This window comes from Curtobacterium sp. VKM Ac-2884 (assembly GCF_015350945.1).
GTDB lineage: Bacteria > Actinomycetota > Actinomycetes > Actinomycetales > Microbacteriaceae > Curtobacterium.
In genome coordinates this window covers 603,933-624,147 of record NZ_JADKSA010000003.1, presented here as the reverse complement: position 1 = coordinate 624,147, position 20,215 = coordinate 603,933, and the positions used below count along the sequence as shown (strand labels likewise).

The following is a 20,215-nucleotide window of genomic DNA, read 5'->3' as shown; positions in this document are numbered from 1 at the left end:
TTGTGGAACCTCGGTGGACTCGGATCGGGCGCGGACGCCGAGCTTGCTCGCACTTCCGTCTTCGGGTGCATCCCTCGAGCTGCTGTCGCACACTGGTGCGGCTGCCGCCGTAGACTGTGGGCGCAATGGATGAGGACGAATTCGACGACTACGACCGCGAGGTCGAGCTGGCCCTGTACCGCGAGTACCGCGACGTCGTGTCGCAGTTCCGCTACGTGGTCGAGACCGAGCGGCGTTTCTACCTGGCGAACGAGGTCGAACTCGTGCGCCGGGACACCGAACACGATTTCTACTTCGAACTGACGATGAACGACGTCTGGGTGTGGGACGTCTACCGTTCCGACCGGTTCGTGAAGGGCGTCCGCGTCCTCACGTTCAAGGACGTGAATGTCGAAGAACTGACATCGCGAGAACTCGAACTGCCGAAGGAACTCGCACTCGACGAGTGATCGTCAATTCCGGTGCATTCGGTGAATCGCCGGTGATCGGTGACGTGCCGGAATTCCACGCGCTATTCTGGTCGGGATTTCCCGTCCAATGAACAGGAGCCGCGCATGGCACAGAAGGTCACCGTCCAGCTCGTCGACGACCTCGACGATTCCCCCATCACCACCGGTGAAGGACGCACGGTCGAATTCGGTTTCGACGGCTCGTCCTACGAGATCGACCTGACGAACGACAACGTCGACAAGTTCCGCGAAGCGATCTCCGACTACATCGCCGCGGCGCGCAAGGTGTCCGGCCGTCGCACCGGTAGCACGGCCCCCAAGTCGGCCCCGAAGCGCGGGAACTCCGAAGAGCTCGGCAAGATCCGCGAGTGGGCGAAGGAGAACGGCTACGAGGTCTCGACTCGTGGTCGTATCTCGACCCAGGTGCAGGAAGCGTACGCAGCCGCACACTGAGCTGCTGTCGTCGAAGGACCCGGGTGATCGCGATCATCCGGGTCCTTCGTCATTCCTCCCCAAGGGCGATCGTCGTCATCTGATTCCACAGGGCCGTCGTCGGCGCCCATCCGCGCTGCCGTTCCCGCGATCGTTGCCGTGGAGGCAATGACATGGAACAGAAGCTGCACGATCGCCCCGGACGAACACTCCGGAACGGCCGCCTGGGGCGGTTCGGCGAGGACCAGGCCGTGGCGTGGTTGCACGAACGGGGATTCCGGGTCGTCGAGCGGAATTGGCGGTGTGCCCGGGGCGAGATCGACATCGTCGCGTGGGATTCCTGCACACTCGTGTTCATTGAGGTGAAGACGCGATCCGGTACGACGACGGGGCATCCGTTCGAGGCGATCACGGCGACGAAGCTCACGCGGATGCGACGACTCGTGGCCGAGTGGTTCGACGCCCATCCGGAGGTGTCGGCACGCGCGATCCGCATCGACGTCGTCGCGGTCCACGTCGACGGTCCCCGGACGGCCGTGCAACACGTGGCGGGTGTGCTGTGACGGGCATCGGTCGTGCTGCGGCCGTCGCGCTGCTCGGCGTGACCGGGCGCCGGATCGAGGTCGAGGCCCACCTGACCAGCCAGCTGCCCGCCTTCAGCATCATCGGACTGCCGGACACCTCGCTCGGCGAGGCGCGCGAGCGGGTCCGTGCCGCCGCTGCGAACGCCGGGTGTCCGTTGCCGGCTCGGCGGATCACGGTGAACCTGACGCCGGCGGCGATCCCGAAACGGGGTTCCGGGTTCGACCTGGCGATCGCGATGGCCGTGCTCGCCGGCGCCGGACTCGCGCCCGACGTCAGTGAGCGCATCGTCTACATCGGGGAGCTCGGTCTGGACGGTCGTGTTCGACCGGTCGCCGGGGTCATCCCGATGCTGCTCGCCGCCCGCGACGCCGGGGCCGACCGGGTCGTGCTGCCGATCGGCAACTTGCCCGAGGCCCGCGTGGTCGACGGCGTGCGTACCACCGGGGTCGACTCACTCCGAGCGGCCGCGATCGACGCCGGTGCGCTGCTGCCGCCGGTCGAGGTCGAAGCGGTGCTTGCGGCGCCGGTGCCCGCGGTCCAACGCCCGGTGGCCGAACTGTCGGACGTCGTCGGGAACCCGATCGGGGTGCGCGCCGTCGTCGCCGCGGCGGCCGGCGGACACCACGCACTCCTGCTCGGTCCGCCCGGTGCGGGCAAGACGATGCTCGCCGAGCGCCTACCCGGACTCCTGCCCGACCTCGACGACGCGACCGCGCTCGAGGTCGCCGCCGTCCGGTCCGTCGCCGGACTCGGACCGGCGTCGTGGAGCACGAAGCCCCCGTGGGAGGCCCCGCACCACTCGGCGTCGGCGATCTCCCTGATCGGCGGCGGCTCCGGTGTGCTGCGACCCGGAGCAGTGTCGCGGGCGACCGGCGGCATCCTGTTCCTCGACGAAGCACCGGAGTTCCCCCGTGCGGTGCTCGACGCGCTCCGCCAGCCGCTCGAGTCCGGTCGGATCACCATCCACCGGGCTGCGGGCGCCGCCGAGTTCCCGGCGCGGTGCCAGGTCGTGCTCGCTGCCAATCCCTGCCCGTGCGGCAACGCCGGCGGAGCGTACGGCCAATCGTGTGAGTGTCCGCCGAGTGCGGTTCGGCGCTACCTCGGGCGGATGTCCGGACCACTGCTCGACCGGATGGACATCCGGGTGCTCGTGCCCCGGGTGACGACCGGAAAGATGCGTGGTGCCGACGGGAGCACGCCGACGACGGCCGAGGCCCGTGCCGGTGTCGCCGCGGCCCGCGCGCGGATGGCCGAACGCCTCCGGGACACCGGGTGGACGAAGAACGCCGAGGTCACCGGAGCCTGGCTGCGGTCGGACGGTCGGATCGAACCCGGTTCGACCACTGAGCTCGACCGGGCGCTCGACCTCGGCACCTTGACCATGCGGGGGTGGGACCGGGTGATGCGGCTCGCGTGGACCCTCGCCGACCTCGAGGCGGTCGACCGTCCGAGCAGAGCACACGTCCGGGGTGCCCTCGCTCTGCGGAGCGCGCTGTGAGCGGCGTGGGGCCCGGCCACGGCAGCGAACTGCTCGCCGCGATCCGGCGGGTCCTCGGGACTGACGGGGCGTCGGACCCGGTCCAGACCGCCGCTCGGGTCGCGTGGTCCGTGATCGTGGAGCCGGGGGACTCCGTCGCCGGTGAGCTCATGGCAGCCCTCGGGTCGGAGCGTGCCCTCGGCTCGGTCCTGCTGGCAGCCGACGGTGCGTTCGAGGACCTGCTCGACGGGTGTGTGGAGGCCGGCGTGCCCGGTGCGGAGGACCCCGATGCGTTCGCCGGTGTCCTGCACACGGCCATCGACCGGTGGCGACCGCGCTTGGTCCGGTCCGACGTGGCCGACGTCGTCGCCTCGGCCGAAGCCGTCGGGGCACGACTGCTCGTGCCCGGTTCAGCCGGATGGCCGACGGCGATCGACGACCTCGGCCCCCACGCACCGCTCGTGCTCTGGACGCGCAGCGCCACGTCGGGTGTCGGTGACGGGGCACCCGCCCTGGCCGTGGTCGGGTCGCGGGCGAACACCATCGCCGGGGCTGAAGCAGCCGCCGAGATCACCTCGGCCGCGGCGGACGCCGGCTGCACGATCGTCAGCGGCGGCGCCTACGGGATCGACGCGGTCGCACACCGGGTGGCGATCGCCGCAGGGGCCCCGACGATCGCGGTCCTGGCCGGGGGGATCGACCAGCTCTACCCCGCCGGCAACGTCCAGCTGCTCCACAACGTCGCTCGGCAGGGCGCCCTGGTGGCGGAGTCGGCGCCGGGGACCCGCCCGACCCGGTGGCGCTTCCTGGCCCGGAACCGGTTGATCGCCGCCCTCGCCGATGCTGCGGTCGTCGTCGAGGCCGGTGCGCGGTCCGGTGCGCTCAACACCGCGCACCACGCCGGGCAGCTCGGTCGCCCGGTGTTCGCCGTCCCGGGAGCGTTCGCGTCCTCGGCGTCGGTCGGGTGCCACCGGCTCGTGGCGCAGGGCCGCGCGCAGCTCGTCGTGCACCCGGGGGACCCGGTCGCCGCGATGCGTCCCGACGCCGCATCCGGTGCGACCGCGGCGGCGGACGAACCCCTCGTGTCGGTCCAGCGCGATCCCGAGGTCGTCCGGGTCCTCGACGCGCTCGGCCGTCGTGCCCTGCCGGAGGCCGAGATCGCTCGACGGTCCGGGCTGTCCGGAGCGGCGGTGGCGGACGCCCTTGCGCTCGCGCAGTTGCAGGGGCTCGTGGCGCACAGCAGCGGCGGGTGGGGCCGCGCATGACGTCGGCCAGCCGTACGCTGACGACGTGGCGGACCGAGCAGAGCAGCAGGAAGAGCGACTCGTGGCAGCGGTCGACTCGTTCCTCGGGCACGCTCGACACGCCAGGGGGCTCAGCGAGCAGACGCTCCGCGCGTACGCGAACGACCTCGACCAGTTCGTCGGGTTCGCCGCGCGCCGCGGCGTCGTCGGCATCGACGGGGTCGACCTCGAACTCCTCCGTGACTGGTTGTGGGAGGCCGACCAGCGGGGGCTCGCACGGTCGACGATCGCCCGCCGGTCGTCGTCGGTGCGGGCATTCACCCGGTGGGCGAGCGAGACCGGGGTGACCGCGACGGACGCCGGTGTGCGGCTCCGTGCGCCGAAGGGCGGCGCGCACCTGCCGCGGGTGGTGTCGGCCGACCAGGTCCGTGGGTTGCTCGACGGTCTCGCGGCCCGTGCGGCGACCGACGATCCCGGGGCGCTGCGTGACCTGGCGCTCGTGGAGCTGCTGTACGCCGCGGCCATCCGGGTGAGCGAGCTCGTCGGCATCGACGTCGCCGACGTCGATCGCGGGCGGCTCACGGTCCGCGTGCTCGGGAAGGGCGGGAAGGAGCGGGTCGTGCCGTTCGGCGTCCCGGCCCGTGATGCACTCGAGGCGTGGACGTCGCGGGGGCGTCCGACCCTCGCGGCGCGGGCCGACGTACCGAGCACGGCACTCTTCCTCGGCGACCAGGGTGGCCGGCTCGGGGTGCGCAGTGCGTACCGCGTGGTGGCTCGGCTGCTCGGGGACCTTCCCGGCGAAGGGCCGAGCGGACCGCACACCTTCCGGCACACCGCGGCGACGCACCTGCTCGACGGAGGAGCTGACCTGCGGGCGGTGCAGGAGATGCTCGGGCACGCGAGCCTCGGGACGACGCAGATCTACACGCACGTGTCCTCGGCACGGCTGCGCGAGGTCTACCGGACGGCTCACCCGCGCGCTTGACGGTGCGATCGCCGGACCGGCGCCGCCCCCGCGTGATCGCCGGACCGGCGCCGATCGACCGCCCGACCTGCGCCGAGCGACCGCCGGACCGGCGCCGTGCACTCGTGCGACTGCGAGGAGCCGGAACGTTGGAACGTTGGAACGATGGAACGATGCGACCGTGCGACCGTGCGACCGTGCGACCGTGCGACCGTGCGACCGTGCGACCGTGCGACCGTGCGACCGTGCGACCGGCTCGACGCGCTTGACGCGCCTGACGCGCCTGACGCACGCCCACGCACCCGGTCAGCCAGCGGGCCGACTGACGCCGCACGTGGCACGTCGCCCACCGCTCGTCGCCGACGCTCACCCCGGCCAGGCGGACTCCGGCAACAGCACGGGCCACTCGGCCGCCGGAAGGTACGGCGTCGGGTCCACGTAGCGGCCGTCGATCCGCGCGCCGAGGTGCAGACACGCGGCCGAGGCCGGGCAGTGCCCCACGGACACCCGGCCGACCAGATCACCCTGTCGGACGTCGTCCCCGGCAGCGACGAGTGGCTGCACTGAGTCGAGGGTGCTGACGAGCCCGCCGCCGTGGTCGATGGTCACGACGCTCCTGCCGCCGACGGGTCCGGCGAACGCCACGGTGCCGTCGTCGACCGCCGCCGCAGTCGTGCCGAACGGTGCCGGGACGTCGATCCCGCGGTGACCGGCGGCGTAGTCGTCGGACGGTGGCTCCCACCCGCGCTCGACCACCCGCGTTCCGGTCGGCCAGATCCACGGGTCGGCAGCACGAGTCGCCGCCGTGCGGTCTCGCTGGTCGTGCACGTCCTCCGGCGCGGGCCCAGGTGCGGCCAACCACGCGGTGGCCACCCCGAACACCCCGGGCGCCCCGAACACCCCGGGCGCCCCGAACTCCCCGAACGCCCCGAACACCCCGATCGCCACCACCATCGCGACGACCGGGGGGAGCCGAGTGCCGGAGCCGGGGAACAGGACCATGCCGCCACTCTGTCCGCCCCGGACCGGCCACACGACCCAGGTGAGGCGGTCCGTGGAGGGTGGGGCGGGCCTCCCGGCCTGTGGAGGGACGACGGGACCGCAGCGAACGAGCATGCGAACGCGTCTTGCGACGAAGCACGAGGTGATCCCCGCGTGGACTGTCGGAACGGTCGTGCGCAGGCCCACGCCCCAACCCGACCCCACGCCCCGACCAGAACCCCCGCCCGGCCCCGACACCCGCGCCCGGTTATGACCACATCCGCCACGAGGAGTACAGTCGGGGCCGCTCCGGACCACGCAACGCCGCACGGACGGCGAACGAGCCGACCGCCGGGGCACCGTGCCCACAGCAGCACGGCCGGCAGAACCCAGGAGCATCGTGTCCAACACAGCCACCGGGCACGGCGAGGACCGTGCGTTCAAGGGGAAGGTCACCGCGTTCGCCATCGCAGCAGCGGTGGGCGGTTTCCTCTTCGGCTTCGACTCGTCGGTCATCAACGGCGCCGTCGAGGCCATCAAGGGCGAGTTCGGCCTGTCCGAGGCGGCGAGCGGCTTCGCCGTCGCGTCTGCCCTCATCGGCTGTGCGTTCGGCGCCTACTTCGCCGGTCGACTCGCTGACCGCTGGGGCCGCACCCGGGTGATGTTCTGGGCCGCAGTGCTGTTCCTGGTGAGCTCGATCGGCTCCGGCTTCGCGTTCGCCACGTGGGACTTCGTCCTGTGGCGTCTCGTCGGCGGCCTCGGCATCGGTACGGCGTCGGTGATCGCGCCGGCGTACATCTCCGAGGTCTCGCCGAAGGCGATCCGCGGGCGCCTGGCCTCGTTCCAGCAGCTCGCCATCACGCTCGGTATCTTCGCCGCGCTGCTGTCCGACCAGTTCTTCGCGGTCACCGCGGGTGGCGCCTCCGAGGTCGTCCTCGGCCTGCCGGCCTGGCGCTGGATGTTCCTGGTCGGCGTGATCCCGTCGGTGGTCTACGGCATCCTGGCGATCACGCTGCCGGAGTCGCCGCGGTACCTGCTCGCCAAGGGGCGGACGGAGGACGCCCGCGCGGTCATGACGAAGATCGTCCCGCGCGACACGGTGAACACGAGCCTGGAGGAGATCCAGGACGGCATCAAGAAGGAAGCCAACGAGAAGAAGGGCTCCATCCGGGGCAACCGCTTCGGCCTGCAGCCCATCGTCTGGGTCGGCATCATCCTGGCCGTGCTGCAGCAGTTCGTCGGCATCAACGTGATCTTCTACTACTCGACGACGCTGTGGCAGGCGGTCGGGTTCAAGGAGAGCGACTCGTTCCTCATCTCGACGATCACGTCGGTGGTCAACGTCGCCGTGACCTTCATCGCGATCTTCCTGGTCGACAAGGTCGGTCGGAAGCCGCTGCTCGTCACCGGTTCCGCCGGCATGTTCGTGTCGCTGGCGATGGTCGCGATCGCGTTCTCGCAGTCGACGATCGTGGACGGCAACCCGAGCCTGCCCGGCTCGTGGGGTGTCATCGCCCTCATCTTCGCGAACCTGTTCGTCGTGTCGTTCGGCGCGACGTGGGGTCCGCTCATGTGGGTGCTGCTCGGCGAGATGTTCCCGAACCGCATCCGCGCCACGGCGCTCGGCATCGGCTCGGCCGCCAACTGGGTCGCGAACTTCATCGTCACGATCACCTTCCCGGTGCTGTCCGGCTTCAACCTGACGGTCACGTACGGCATCTACGCGCTGTTCGCGCTCATCTCGTTCTTCTTCGTCATCGCGAAGATCCCCGAGACCAAGGGCCGTTCGCTCGAGGAGATGGGCATCTCCGCCGAGGGCGACACGGTGAACGCGAAGGCGTGACCAGACGCGCCTGACACACCCAGAACACCGGACAGGAGGCCCGGATCACGTCAGCCGGTCGGCGCGCGTGATCCGGGCCTCCTGTCTGCTAGCATTTCTCCAGCAGTGCGCTGATGCGCGCTGACTTCGCGTGTCCACAGGGTCGTCAACGGTTCGCCGTCTCCGACCCGGCACCCGACCACCGGTCCCGCTCTCACGAGCGGGCGGTCGCGTGCCAGGACACCAGGGATCACGACCTCCGGTCGTGCTCGACACAACCGCAACAGGGGCACAGCACAGCTGTGCTCCGAGAACACAGAAGGAGGACGGCACATGGCCGTCGTCACCATCCGCCAGCTGCTCGACAGCGGCGTCCACTTCGGACACCAGACCCGTCGGTGGAACCCGAAGGTGAAGCGCTTCATCCTCGCCGAGCGCTCGGGCATCCACATCATCGACCTGCAGCAGTCGCTGGCCTTCATCGACCGCGCGTACGACTTCGTCAAGGAGACGGTCGCGCACGGTGGCACGATCCTCTTCGTGGGCACCAAGAAGCAGGCTCAGGGCTCCATCGCCGAGCAGGCGACCCGCGTCGGCCAGCCGTACGTCAACCAGCGTTGGCTCGGCGGTCTGCTCACGAACTTCCAGACGGTCTCCAAGCGCCTCGCGCGCATGAAGGAGCTCGAGGAGATCGACTTCGACGACACGACGAAGGGCTTCACCAAGAAGGAGCTCCTCATCAAGAAGCGCGAGCTGGACAAGCTCCACAAGACCCTCGGTGGTATCCGCAACCTCACGCGGACCCCGAGCGCGCTCTGGATCGTCGACACCAAGAAGGAGCACCTCGCCGTCGACGAGGCGCAGAAGCTCGGTATCCCGATCATCGGCATCCTCGACACCAACTGCGACCCCGACGAGATCACGTACCCGATCCCGGGCAACGACGACGCGATCCGCTCCGTCGGTCTCCTCACCCGCATCGTCGCCGACGCCGCGGCCGAGGGCCTGAAGACCCGCCACAACGGTGGCGACGACGAAGAGGCCGCAGAGCCCCTCGCCGAGTGGGAGCAGGAGCTCCTCGGTGGCGACGCCGCGACGCCGTCCGCCGACGCCGCTCCCGAGGGCGCGACCGTCGAGGAGAACAACGCAGACGCGCAGGTCGCCGCGAAGGAGATCGGCGAGCCGATCGCCGACGACGCGAAGAACGCGGAGCCGACGGCCGAGGCCGAGGCAGCCGCGGAGACCACCCCCGCCGAGTGACCTGTCGCAGGCGCCGGATCCGATCGGGTCCGGCGCCTGCTTCACCACTCTCCACACACGTACCGTCCAGAAAGGACAGTCAATGGCAAACTTCACCGCTGCTGACGTGAAGAAGCTCCGCGAGGACCTCGGCGCCGGCATGATGGACGCGAAGAACGCGCTCGTCGAGGCCGACGGCGACTACGACAAGGCCGTCGAGCTGCTCCGCATCAAGGGTGCGAAGGCCGTCGCCAAGCGCGACGACCGTGCCACCTCCGAGGGCGTCGTCGTCGCGAGCTCCGAGAACGGCGCCGCCACGGTCGTCGAGCTCGCGAGCGAGACCGACTTCGTCGCGAAGAACGAGAAGTTCACGACGCTGGCCGACAAGGTGCTCGGGGCCGTCGCTGCCGCCGGTGCAGCTGACGTCGCCGCCGCGAACGCCGCCCCCGTCGACGGCAAGACCGTCCTCGAGGTCGTCAACGAGTCGGCCGCCGCACTGGGCGAGAAGCTCGAGGTCCGCACGGTCCGCCGTGTCGAGGGCTCGGCCTTCGAGATCTACCTGCACAAGACCAGCCAGGACCTGCCGCCGCAGATCGCCGTCGTCATCGCGTACGAGGGTGACAACGCTGCCGAGGCCCGCTCGATCGCTCAGCACGTCGCGTTCGCGAACCCGACGTACCTGACCCGCGACGAGGTCCCGGCCGACGAGATCGCCAAGGAGCGTGCGACCGTCGAGGCGATCACGCGCGAGGAGGGCAAGCCCGAGGCTGCGCTCCCGAAGATCGTCGAGGGTCGGGTGAACGCCTACATCAAGCAGGTGTCGCTCCTCGACCAGGACTACGCGAAGGACAACAAGATCTCCGTCGCGAAGGCCGCCGAGAACGCCGGCATCACGATCCAGGGCTTCGCCCGCGTCAAGGTCGGCGCGTAGCGAACCCGTGACGGGGTCAGGAACCAACCAGGTTCCTGGCCCCGTTTTTCGCGCCTCCGGGCGCGACACACACGCGACACATCCGCGAGTACATTTCCACGAGACCACGACGAAGGGTGCGATCAGATGACCGACGAGAAGACCGGACGACGCCGCGTACTGCTGAAGCTGTCGGGGGAGGCCTTCGGGGCCGGATCGCTCGGCGTGAACCCTGACGTGATCGGGGCCATCGCCAAGGAGATCGCCGTCGCCGCGCGCGAGGTCGAGATCGCGATCGTCGTCGGCGGGGGCAACTTCTTCCGCGGCGCCGAGCTCTCGCAGCGCGGGATGGACCGCGGCCGTGCCGACTACATGGGCATGCTCGGCACTGTGATGAACGCGCTCGCGCTGCAGGACTTCCTCGAGCAGGCCGGGGCCGCCACGCGCGTGCAGTCGGCCATCGCGATGACCCAGGTCGCCGAGCCGTACATCCCGCGGCGCGCCGAGCGCCACCTCGAGAAGGGCCGCGTCGTCATCTTCGGCGCCGGCGCCGGCCTGCCGTACTTCTCGACCGACACGGTGGCCGCGCAGCGAGCACTCGAGATCAAGGCCGACGAGGTCCTCGTCGCCAAGAACGGTGTCGACGGCGTGTACACGGCGGACCCGAAGAAGGACGCCACGGCCGAGAAGCTGCACCACGTGACCTACCAGGACGCGCTCCTGAAGGGCCTGAAGGTCGTCGACGCCACCGCGTTCTCGCTCTGCATGGACAACGGCATGCCGATGCACGTCTTCGGGATGGAGGGCGAGGGCAACGTCCAGGCCGCCATCCGTGGGGAGCGCATCGGCACGGTGGTCAGCAACTGACCCGCACCGCTGACTAGACTCGACGCCAGTACCGAAGGAGTAACACCGTGATCAGTGATGTCCTGACCGAAGCCACCGAGAAGATGGCGAAGGCTGTCGAGGTCGCCAAGGACGACTTCTCGACCGTCCGCACCGGCCGCATCAACGCGGCGCTCTTCCAGAAGATCCCGGTCGAGTACTACGGCACGCCGACGCCGCTCGCGCAGCTCGCGTCGCTGCAGACGCCCGAGGCCCGCACGCTCATCGTGACGCCGTACGACAAGACGGCGCTCAAGGAGATCGAGCGCGCCATCGCGACCTTCCCGAACCTCGGCGCCAGCCCGACGAACGACGGCGACATCGTCCGCGTGACGATCCCGGAGCTCACCAAGGACCGCCGCAAGGAGTTCGTCAAGCTCGTGCGGACGAAGGGCGAAGACCACAAGGTCGTCATCCGGAACATCCGCCGCAAGGCCAAGGACGACCTCGACGCACTCAAGGGTGAGATCTCGGACGACGAGATCTCGCGCGGCGACAAGGACCTCGAGGCCCTGACGAAGAAGCACGTCGACCAGATCGACGAGTCGCTGAAGAAGAAGGAAGCCGAACTCCTCGAGGTCTGATGCGCCGCCCGGACCAGGGCGGTGAACGCCCCACAGCAGAGCACGGACCCGACCAGACCGGGCCCGTGAAGAAGGGGCTCCGCCAGGACTTCGATGCGCGTGCCCGAGCGGCCCGCACCGACTTCGAGGCGCAGCTCCGGCAGCGCAAGGCCGACTTCGGTGCGCGCAACGAGGCCCTGACGGCGCGGACCGGGCGCAACCTGCCGGCGGCGATCGGCATCGCGCTCGCGTTCGCCGTGGTCATGCTCGGCACGCTCCTCATCTGGCCGCCGTCGTTCATGGTCGTGGCGGCGTTCCTGCTCGGCGTGGGCGTCTACGAGTTGACGAGCGCCATGCGCTTCGCCGGCCGTGACGTCCCGCGGATCCCGAGCGTCGCCGTCGCGATCGCGATCGTGCCGGCGGCGTTCCTGCTCGGGCAGGTTGCGGCACTGTTCACGCTGCTCGGTGGAATCGTCCTGATCACCCTCTGGCGCCTGGTCGAGGTCGCGCTCTCGCGTCAGAAGCCGTCGGCGGGCGACGTGTTCCGCGACGTCACGAACGGCTTGTTCGTCCAGGCGTACATCTCGTTGCTCGGCGCCTGTGTCGTCCTGCTCTCCGCGCAGTCGCAGGGCAACCTCTGGGTGATCGGTTTCATCCTCGTCGTCGTCGCTGTCGACACCGGTGCCTACGCCACCGGGTTGAACCTCGGCAAGCACCCGATGGCGCCGCGGATCAGCCCGAAGAAGACGTGGGAGGGCTTCGCCGGATCGGTCGCAGCGAGCATCATCGTCGGCATCCTGGTGGCCTGGCTCATGCTCGGTCTGCCGTGGTGGACCGGCGTCGTGCTCGGCGTGCTGATCTCCGGGTCGGCGACCCTGGGCGACCTCACCGAGTCGATGATCAAGCGCGACCTCGGCATCAAGGACATCTCGTCCTTCCTGCCCGGGCACGGCGGACTGCTCGACCGCATCGACAGCATCCTGCCGTCGGCCGCCGTCGCCTACGTGCTGTACCTGATCGTCAACCACTGACCGACCTCGTCGGCCCACCCTGAGCGCCGCCCTCAGCGCGTCCAGGTTGTGCCACGGGTCGGGACTGGCAGAATGACGCCGTGGCCACCACCTTCCCGACCGCAGCTCGCTCCGCCCTCGGATACGACGTCGACGAAGTCGAGCGTTTCCTCGAGGACGCCCGTCGTGCGTACTCCGCAGACGACAGCGCCCCCGGCATCGAGGCTGCGAAGATCCGCGCCACCGCGTTCTCGATGCGCAAGGGCGGCTACTCCACCTCGCACGTCGACGCAGCGCTGGAGCGCCTCGAGGACGCCTTCGCGGCACGGGAGCGTGAGCGGGAGATCGGCGACGCCGGACAGAAGGCCTGGTACGCCGAGGCCCGCACGAAGGCCTCCGACGTCGTGGCCCGCCTCGAGCGCCCGGACGGTCAGCGGTTCAGTCGGGTGAGCGTGCTCGGCACCGGCTACCACCCGAAGGACGTCGACGCGTTCGCGGCGCGCCTCGGCGGCTACTTCCGCGAGGGCAAGCCGCTGAGCCTCACCGAGGTGCGATCGATCGTGTTCCGCCCGAAGCACGGGGGCTACCGCGAGGGCCAGGTCGACGCGCTGCTCGACGCCGTCGTCGAGGTCATGCTCGCCGTCCGCTGACGACGCGCTGCACCCAGGTGCTTCGCTTTCCGTGATCGTTCCGTTACCCTGGTCCTACTCATGGGCAGGCACACGGCAGACCACAGCTCCGACCGCGATCTCCGCGAGCACCTGAGCCTCCAGGCTTCGGGTGAGCGCCGCGCGGCACTGAACCGAACCCGTACGGCAGACACCTCGGTGCTCCAGGCGAACCCGCAGGTCCTGCCGGAAACCGGTCCGGTGGCGACGCCGAAGTCCGTCGCAGCGAACCGCGTGTCCGACGAACGCATCGCCGCGTTCGCGCACGAGGCCCCCGCGGCCCGGGTCGACCCGCGCGCCGCGAAGCAGCAGAACGCCACGGCGATCCAGCGCACCGCGACGGCGCAGCAGCCGACCCGTGGCGCAGCCGCCGCGGTCAACGCCTTCGCACGGAAGCGTTCCTCGGTTCCGGCGTTCTCGTTCGTCGGGGTCTTCCTCTTCGTGGGGGCGTCGCTCTTCAACCCGCTCCAGGCCGACGTCGCGCAGGCCGCGGTCGACACACCGGTGCTCGTGAAGACGCCCCAGGCCCCGCAGCAGTACACCGCGCACGGCACCTACGGCGACGCCGCTGCCGACCGCGACGGCTACGGCGTGACCGTGCCGGCCCCGAAGGTCGTCAAGCCCGTCGTCGAGGAAGAAGCCGACGACGACGCCACCACCGACGAGACGACCGACGCCGCCGCGACCGAGAGCGTCTCCGCCGCGAACACGCTGGCTGCCGTGGCCGCGACGCCCGACGCGGGCAGCGCACAGGCCATCGCCCTGCAGCTCGTCACGGCCCGGGGCTGGGGCACCGACCAGTACAACTGCCTCGTCTCGCTGTGGAACAAGGAGTCCGGCTGGCGGGTGAACGCCTACAACCCCAGCGGTGCGTACGGCATCCCGCAGGCGCTCCCGGGCAGCAAGATGGCGACCGCCGGTGCCGACTGGCAGACGAACCCCGCGACCCAGATCACGTGGGGTCTCAACTACATCGCCGGTGTCTACGGCACGCCCTGCGGCGCCTGGGGCCACAGCCAGGCGAACAACTGGTACTGATCGGCAGTTGGGGTGCCGCGCAGCAACCGGCCGCGGCGTCCCCGTGGTCGCGACGTCGAGCCTGACGAGGACACCGGCCTCGACCGGCTGATGAGCTCGTGGAAGCGCACCGAGGTGCGTCGCGGGCGAGAGTACCTCGTCCAGCCCGTCTCCGCGGCGTCGGCGCAGAAGGAGTACGTCTGCCCCGGGTGCGGCGGCACGGTCCTGCCCGGTACCGCACACGTGGTGGTCTGGCGCTCGGACGGGGTCCTCGGTGACGCTGCCGACCTGGCATCACGCCGACACTGGCACAACCACTGCTGGAGCATCGCATGACCGCCGCCGACGGCGAGATCCGTTCCGCCACGCAGCTGCCCGCCCGCCGCACCGACGTCGAGCTCGTCACCGACGACCACCTCACCCTGGTCGGGGAGCTCGCCGAACCGGAGTCCCGCCCGGCACGGGGAACCGTCGTGACGCTGCACCCGCTGCCGACCGCGCACGGCTTCATGGACTCGCACGTGCTCAAGAAGGCCGCCGCGCGGCTGCCGGCCCTGGCGGACATCGCGGTCCTGCGCTTCAACTTCCGGTCGGTCACGTCGCCACGTGGCACGTCCGAGGGCGTGTTCGGCGAGGGCGTCTCCGAGGGCTTCGACCTGCGAGCCGCCGTCGCCGAGGTCGTGGACCGTGGCCTCCCGACGCCGTGGTTGGTCGGGTGGTCCTTCGGCACCGAGGTGATCCTCAAGCACGCGCTGGAACACGTCGAGGCCGGCACCGTGGCGGGCGTGGTCCTGCTCTCGCCCCCGCTGCACCGCACCACGGAGGACGAGCTCGCGCGCTGGGCAGCCGTGGACGTCCCGGTGGTGGCCCTTGTGCCCGAGCACGACGACTTCCTGCAGCCCGACGAAGCGATCGCCCGGTTCGCCGTCGCCCCGAACGTCCGGGTCGTCCCGATCGAGGGCGCGAAGCACCTGTGGGTGGGGGAGCGGTACGTCCGGATCGTCCTCGACGCCGTCGCCGACCTCGTCGTGCCGGGCAGCGCGCCGCTGCCGACGCACTGGCCGGTCTGACGGCACTCGCCGGTCTGACGGCACTCGCCGGTTCAACGCCCGGTGCGTGCCCACCTCGGTGAGGTGGGCCGACCGGGAGGCGCGACCCGCGCCTCCCGGTCGGCTCGCGTCAGCGTTCGGTCGCGTCCACTGCGTCGTCGCCTGCTCCGGGAGCGGTGCCGGGTGCGGTCCCCAGCAGGCCGGTCGCGTGCGTGAGCACGCCGCGCAGGTTCTCCAGGTAGCCCGCCACCGCCTCGCGCTCGGTGCGGATCGCCGACAGCCGGTCCTCGGCCTCGGCGGTGATGGCAGCCGTGCGCTCCTCGGCATCGGAGACCATGCGGTGCACGCGGTCCTGGGCGTCCGCGACGATGGTGCGGGCGTGCTCCTGCGCGTCGGCGGTGCTGGTGCGCTCGAGGTCGTCGGCTTCCTGCTGGAGCCGTTCGGCGCGCTCACGGGCCTCGGTGGCACGGCGCGTGGCCTCGGCGAGCTGCAGGTTCGCCTCGTCGAGGTACTTCTGCGTCTCGGTGACGGTCTCGTGGTGCTTCTGCAGGTAGTCCTGCTCGGCGTCGTCCCGTCGTGAGGCGAGCTCGGACTCGAGCGTCGTGCGGGCCTCGTCGCGCTCGCGGGCGACCTCGGCTCGGGCCTCGTCACGTTCCTTGGCCAGGTCGGCGCGGGCCGTGTCGATCTCCTGACGGAGGGCGGTGCGCTCGGACTCGAGCGTGTCGAGCTCGGCGGAGCGGCGGTCGGCGATCTCGGTGTCGACCTCGGCGTGCTCGCGTTCGCGGCGGGCGGCGAGGGCGTCCTCGTGCTCGCGGTCCGCGCGTTCGGCGGCGGCATCGGCCTCGGCGCGCTCCCGCTCGATGCGGGTGTCGTGCTCCTCGAGCTCGCGTGCGATGCGGTCGGCGGTCTCCTGCACGAGCCGCTCGTTCTCGACGCGCGTCTGTTCCTCGTCGACGCGCAGCTGCGCACGCAACGCCTCGGCCTCCTGTGCCAGGGCGGTGCGCGCCGAGGCGAGCTCCCGGTCCCACTCGGCACGGGCAGCGGCGAGTTCCTCGTCCACGACACGGCGGCGGTCGGCGAACTCGCCGTCGATCTCGGCGCGGCGTCGGTCGACCTCGGCCTGCAGCTCGGCGCGGCCGGTCTCGATCGCCAGGGCGTGCGCCTGCTGCTGCTCGTCGCGCTCCCGGTGCCACGCAGCACGCCCCTCGGCGACCTCGCGCTCGAGTGCCTGACGGCGGGTGGACTCCTCGTGGTCGAGGTCCTCGACCCGGCGGGCGTGGTCGGCCTCGAACACCGAGCGGCGGTGCTCGGTCTCGCGGTCGAGGTCGGCCGCGGCGGTGCGGGAGTCGGCCGACTCCCGCTGGGCGACCTCGCGCAGCTCGGCGACCTCGTGCTCGACCTGGGCGCGCAGGGCGTTCGTCTCACGGATGGCGACGGAGCGGACCTCGGCGGCCTCGGTCACCGCGGCACCCCGGATGGCCGCGGCCTCGTTGCGGGCGTCCTGGGTCAGCAGGCCGGCTTCGGCACGGGCACGCTCGACGGTGTCGGCGGCCTCGGCACGAGCACGGGTGAGTTCGTTGGTGGAGCGGGTGCGGGCGTCCTCGAGGGTGTCGCGGGCTTCTTCCTGTGCCTCGCGCACGGTGCGGTCGGCCTCGGCCCGGCTCGACGCCCGCAGGCGCTGTGCGTCGATGTCCGCCTGGCTGATGAGGCGGGTGGACTGCTCCTCCGCCACGCGCAGGGTCGACTCGAGTCGTGTGCCCAGGCCGCTGTAGGTGGGGGTGCCGGCCTCGTCGAGCTCGCCCTGGAGCTCGGAGACGCGGGACTGCAGGAGACGGATCTCCTTGGCCGCGTCGGCACGGTCGGTGTTCGACTTGATGAGCTCACGGCGCAGGTCGTTCAGTGAGCGGTCGACGTCGTCGCGGCGGTACCCGCGCAGCTCGGTCCCGAACTCTGCCTCGTCGTTCGCCACGTGTCGCTCCTGGGTGCTCGGCGGAGGGCCCGATCCGGCCCGCGGTTGATTGTAGTGGTGGCCCGACGGGGTCGTCTGAGTCCGACGACAGCCCGGATGGATGCGCTGCTCAGCCATGCTCGCTATCCTGAGTCGCTGATTCGCGCGCCGACATCCCCACCCCGGCGCGGTAGGGAGAGTGTTCGTGCGATTCGTCCTGGCGATCGTCAGTTTCGTCATCGGCCTGCTGCTCGTCGCGTTGGCGGTCGGACAGCGGACCGTGTTCGCTCCGCCGTCCTCGCTCGTCGCGGACAGCTCGACCACCAGCTCCGCTCCGGTCACCGTGATCCCCGGGTCGACGCTCAACGCGAACCCCGGCTACCAGCGCATCAACGTGTCCGGCTCCGGCAAGGTCTTCGCCGCGTACGGCAAGACGGCCGACGTCGACGCGTGGGTCGGAGACGCCGAGCACACCACGCTCCGGTTCGACGCCGAGAGCGCGAAGCTCGTGGGCAAGACCACCGGCTCCGAGGCGTCCGTCCCGTCGCCGAAGGGCAGTGACCTCTGGTACCAGGAGTACGACGGCTCCGGGCAGTTCACGGTCCGTCTGCCGCAGGACGTCTCGGTCCTCATCGTGAGCGACGGCACGGCCGCCGCCCCGAGCGACGTCTCGGTCACCTGGCCGAAGGACACCGCGACGCCGTCCGTCGGGCCCCTGCTGGTCGCCGGTGGCGTCTTCGCACTCGGCGGCATCGTGCTGCTGGTCCTGGCGTTCCTGCACCAGCGCCGCGGTCGCGGACCCCGCCGCCGCAGCGGTGGCACCCGACCGCCGCGCGTGCGCGCTTCGCGCCGTGCCGCCGCCGCCGGTGCCCAGGTGCCGGCTCGTGGCCGCCGTGGTCCGCGCGCGTTCATCGCGCTGCCGGTGGTCCTCGTGGGCACGCTCGCACTGGCCGGCTGCTCCTCGGACTACTGGCCGCAGGGCAGCGACCCGTCGCTGGCGACCCCGACGCCGACGGTCAGCGCGACCGGCGCCGCGGACACCACCGAACCCACCGCCGCGACGAAGCAGCAGATCACCCGCGTGGTCGAGCGGATCGCAGCGGTCGCCGCCAAGGCCGACAGCGCCCGCGACACCGACCTGGCGACGACGCGTTTCACCGGTGCCGCGCTCGACCTGCGGACGGCGAACTACGCCATCCGCGGCAAGGACGCCGAGGTCAAGGCTCCGCCGGCGATCTCCGCCGGTCAGGTGTGCGTCGCGCTGCCACAGCAGACCGACACGTGGCCGCGCACGGTCTTCGTGATCGTCGCCGAGGACTGCGACGCCAAGTCGGCACCGCAGGCCCTGACGCTCGTGCAGGACACCGCGCGCGACCCGTACAAGGTCGCCTACGACGTCTCGCTCGAGGCCGACGCCAAGATCCCGAGCCTCGCGCCGACGTCGATCGGCGCGGCGCTCCTCGCCCCGCAGTCGAAGCTCCTCGCGATCGCGCCGGACCAGGTCGCGACCGCCTACGGTGACATCCTGTCGAAGGACTCGAAGAGCGAGTACGCCGACCTGTTCGCCACCGAAGGTGACGGCCTCCGCACCACCATCGGCAAGGCGTACAAGGACAAGAAGGCGGAGTCCCTGCCGGACACGGCGAAGATCGAGTACTCGTCCGAGGCCCCGGAGGACTCCGCCGTCGCCATCGCGACCGACGACGCCGGCGCGCTCGTCTCCGCCGACCTCAACGAGATCGAGAAGGTGACCCCGACCGCCTCCGGCGCCGAGGTCAACACCGAGGGTGCCGTCAAGGCACTGTCCGGGGTCGACACGAGCAAGAAGGGCATCAGCGCCACGTACGGCGTCCAGCTGCTCTTCTACGTGCCGCCGGTCGCCTCGGATGACAAAGTGGTCCTGCTCGGGTTCACGCAGGGCCTGACCGCAGCGAGTGAGGTGCAATGAGCAACATCCCCCCGACCCCGTCCGGGCTCCGCGGAGCCGTGGACCTGTCGTCCCTCGTCGACCGCGCACAGCGGCCGCCCCAGCCGCCCGCCGGTGCTCCGGCGCAGGCGGGAAGCCCGACCGGTGCAGCAGCGCCGGGCACCGAGACCGGCGGCGACCTGACCGTCCCGTCGCTCGTGCTCGACGTCACCGACGACACGTTCCAGGACGTCCTGGAGCTGTCGTCCGTGGTGCCGGTCATCGTCGACATCTGGGCGGAGTGGTGCGGGCCGTGCAAGCAGCTCTCGCCGATCCTCGAGCAGCTGACCGCCGAGTACGGCGGGCGCGTGCTGCTCGCCAAGGTGGACGCCGACACGAACCCACAGCTCGTGCAGGCGTTCCAGGCGCAGTCGATCCCGACCGTCGCCGCGCTGATCGGCGGACGCCCCCTCGGGCTCTTCGTCGGCGCGCTGCCCGAGGCGCAGGTCCGCGACGTCTACGAGCAGGTGCTCCAGGCAGCCGAGCAGAACGGCGTCTCCGGTCGCGTCACCGTGGACGGTGCCGCCGCGCCCGACGACACCGCCGAGCAGGGCGAGCCGGAGCCGGAAGCGCTGCCGCCGCACCACCAGGCCGCGTACGACGCGATCGAGCAGGGCGACTACGCCACGGCGATCACCGAGTACAAGACCGCGATCCTGCAGGACCCGCACGACCAGATGGCCGTCGCGGGGCTCGCGCAGGTGTCGCTCCTGGACCGGCTGAACGGCCACACCGCCGACGAGATCCGTGCCGCTGCCGGTGCGGGTCCGCAGGACGTCCCGGCGCAGCTCGCGGTCGCCGACCTCGACATCTCCGGCGGCCACGTCGAGGACGCCTTCGGGCGGCTGCTCGACCTGGTACCGACGGTGTTCGGCGAGGACCGTGAGGCCCTGCGGGTCCGCCTCGTGGAGTACTTCGAGCTCATCGGGACCGACGACCCGCGCGTGGTCGCGGCCCGCCGTCGCCTGGCGAGCGCCCTGTACTAGCGGTCCGCAACCGACGGACG

The 20,215-nt window shown here is 70.9% G+C and carries 20 protein-coding genes; 18 read left to right on the top strand and 2 right to left on the bottom strand.

The annotated features are described in order from the left end of the window. The first annotated feature begins 125 nt into the window (after nucleotides 1-125). From ITJ60_RS11210 to ITJ60_RS11185, 6 genes are all read left to right on the top strand, one after another. Nucleotides 126-449, top strand: a complete 324-nt coding sequence (locus tag ITJ60_RS11210; RefSeq protein WP_111086072.1) for a DUF2469 family protein — start codon at nucleotides 126-128, stop codon at nucleotides 447-449. Nucleotides 450-554: 105 nt separating this feature from the next. Continuing rightward, a complete protein-coding gene (locus ITJ60_RS11205) occupies nucleotides 555-902 on the top strand; it encodes a histone-like nucleoid-structuring protein Lsr2 (RefSeq protein ID WP_111086073.1) in 348 nt (115 codons plus the stop codon). Nucleotides 903-1,054: 152 nt separating this feature from the next. Continuing rightward, complete coding sequence (locus tag ITJ60_RS11200) at nucleotides 1,055-1,444, top strand: YraN family protein (protein ID WP_194647948.1); 390 nt, start codon at nucleotides 1,055-1,057, stop codon at nucleotides 1,442-1,444. Continuing rightward, the gene (locus tag ITJ60_RS11195; RefSeq protein ID WP_194647947.1) at nucleotides 1,441-2,964 is read left to right on the top strand and encodes a YifB family Mg chelatase-like AAA ATPase; all 1,524 of its coding nucleotides are present in this window, start codon (nucleotides 1,441-1,443) and stop codon (nucleotides 2,962-2,964) included. The genes ITJ60_RS11200 and ITJ60_RS11195 overlap by 4 nt, the downstream gene beginning before the upstream one ends. Next, nucleotides 2,961-4,208 (top strand): DNA-processing protein DprA, encoded by a 1,248-nt coding sequence (gene dprA, locus ITJ60_RS11190; RefSeq protein ID WP_194647946.1) that lies wholly within the window; start codon nucleotides 2,961-2,963, stop codon nucleotides 4,206-4,208. The genes ITJ60_RS11195 and dprA overlap by 4 nt, the downstream gene beginning before the upstream one ends. A 25-nt stretch (nucleotides 4,209-4,233) precedes the next feature. Continuing rightward, nucleotides 4,234-5,172, top strand: a complete 939-nt coding sequence (locus ITJ60_RS11185) for a tyrosine recombinase XerC (protein ID WP_194647945.1) — start codon at nucleotides 4,234-4,236, stop codon at nucleotides 5,170-5,172. Between the two features lie 345 nt (nucleotides 5,173-5,517). On the opposite strand, the gene ITJ60_RS11180 is transcribed toward ITJ60_RS11185, so the two are convergent. Beyond that, the gene (locus tag ITJ60_RS11180) at nucleotides 5,518-6,153 is read right to left on the bottom strand and encodes a murein hydrolase activator EnvC family protein (RefSeq protein ID WP_194647944.1); all 636 of its coding nucleotides are present in this window, start codon (nucleotides 6,151-6,153) and stop codon (nucleotides 5,518-5,520) included. A gap of 379 nt (nucleotides 6,154-6,532) precedes the next feature. Between ITJ60_RS11180 and ITJ60_RS11175 the strand changes: the two genes are divergently transcribed. The 10 genes from ITJ60_RS11175 (at nucleotide 6,533) to ITJ60_RS11130 (ending at nucleotide 15,316) form a co-directional block, all read left to right on the top strand. After that, a complete protein-coding gene (locus tag ITJ60_RS11175) occupies nucleotides 6,533-7,975 on the top strand; it encodes a sugar porter family MFS transporter (protein ID WP_111086085.1) in 1,443 nt (480 codons plus the stop codon). A 312-nt stretch (nucleotides 7,976-8,287) separates the two neighbouring features. Continuing rightward, nucleotides 8,288-9,214, top strand: coding sequence for a 30S ribosomal protein S2 (gene rpsB, locus ITJ60_RS11170; RefSeq protein ID WP_111086086.1), 927 nt, complete (start codon nucleotides 8,288-8,290; stop codon nucleotides 9,212-9,214). Between the two features lie 82 nt (nucleotides 9,215-9,296). Next, nucleotides 9,297-10,124: a translation elongation factor Ts gene (tsf, locus tag ITJ60_RS11165; protein WP_111086087.1), complete on the top strand. Its 828-nt coding sequence runs from the start codon at nucleotides 9,297-9,299 to the stop codon at nucleotides 10,122-10,124. Between the two features lie 126 nt (nucleotides 10,125-10,250). Beyond that, nucleotides 10,251-10,970 carry a UMP kinase gene (gene pyrH, locus ITJ60_RS11160; RefSeq protein WP_123339825.1) on the top strand — a complete coding sequence of 240 codons (720 nt, stop codon included), beginning with the start codon at nucleotides 10,251-10,253 and terminating at the stop codon, nucleotides 10,968-10,970. A gap of 47 nt (nucleotides 10,971-11,017) precedes the next feature. Beyond that, nucleotides 11,018-11,572, top strand: coding sequence for a ribosome recycling factor (gene frr / locus ITJ60_RS11155; RefSeq protein WP_111086089.1), 555 nt, complete (start codon nucleotides 11,018-11,020; stop codon nucleotides 11,570-11,572). 65 nt (nucleotides 11,573-11,637) lie between these two features. After that, a complete protein-coding gene (locus ITJ60_RS11150; protein ID WP_194647943.1) occupies nucleotides 11,638-12,582 on the top strand; it encodes a phosphatidate cytidylyltransferase in 945 nt (314 codons plus the stop codon). Between the two features lie 80 nt (nucleotides 12,583-12,662). Beyond that, nucleotides 12,663-13,211 carry a DivIVA domain-containing protein gene (locus tag ITJ60_RS11145; protein WP_123339824.1) on the top strand — a complete coding sequence of 183 codons (549 nt, stop codon included), beginning with the start codon at nucleotides 12,663-12,665 and terminating at the stop codon, nucleotides 13,209-13,211. Between the two features lie 60 nt (nucleotides 13,212-13,271). After that, the gene (locus tag ITJ60_RS18885) at nucleotides 13,272-14,267 is read left to right on the top strand and encodes a lytic transglycosylase domain-containing protein (RefSeq protein WP_228510025.1); all 996 of its coding nucleotides are present in this window, start codon (nucleotides 13,272-13,274) and stop codon (nucleotides 14,265-14,267) included. Nucleotides 14,268-14,279: 12 nt separating this feature from the next. Next, entirely contained in the window at nucleotides 14,280-14,582 is a 303-nt protein-coding gene (locus tag ITJ60_RS11135; RefSeq protein WP_235035894.1) for a hypothetical protein, read from the top strand. After that, the gene (locus ITJ60_RS11130; protein ID WP_194647942.1) at nucleotides 14,579-15,316 is read left to right on the top strand and encodes an alpha/beta hydrolase; all 738 of its coding nucleotides are present in this window, start codon (nucleotides 14,579-14,581) and stop codon (nucleotides 15,314-15,316) included. The genes ITJ60_RS11135 and ITJ60_RS11130 overlap by 4 nt, the downstream gene beginning before the upstream one ends. A 109-nt stretch (nucleotides 15,317-15,425) precedes the next feature. Here ITJ60_RS11130 and ITJ60_RS11125 read toward each other — a convergent pair whose 3' ends face one another. Next, nucleotides 15,426-17,264 carry a hypothetical protein gene (locus tag ITJ60_RS11125; protein ID WP_194647941.1) on the bottom strand — a complete coding sequence of 613 codons (1,839 nt, stop codon included), beginning with the start codon at nucleotides 17,262-17,264 and terminating at the stop codon, nucleotides 15,426-15,428. Between the two features lie 184 nt (nucleotides 17,265-17,448). On the opposite strand from ITJ60_RS11125, the gene ITJ60_RS11120 reads away from it, so the two are divergent. Both ITJ60_RS11120 and ITJ60_RS11115 read left to right on the top strand, forming a co-directional pair. After that, nucleotides 17,449-19,191 (top strand): hypothetical protein, encoded by a 1,743-nt coding sequence (locus ITJ60_RS11120; RefSeq protein WP_194647940.1) that lies wholly within the window; start codon nucleotides 17,449-17,451, stop codon nucleotides 19,189-19,191. Continuing rightward, nucleotides 19,188-20,195, top strand: coding sequence for a tetratricopeptide repeat protein (locus ITJ60_RS11115; protein WP_194647939.1), 1,008 nt, complete (start codon nucleotides 19,188-19,190; stop codon nucleotides 20,193-20,195). Before ITJ60_RS11120 ends, ITJ60_RS11115 begins: the two co-directional genes overlap by 4 nt. Nucleotides 20,196-20,215 lie beyond the last annotated feature (20 nt).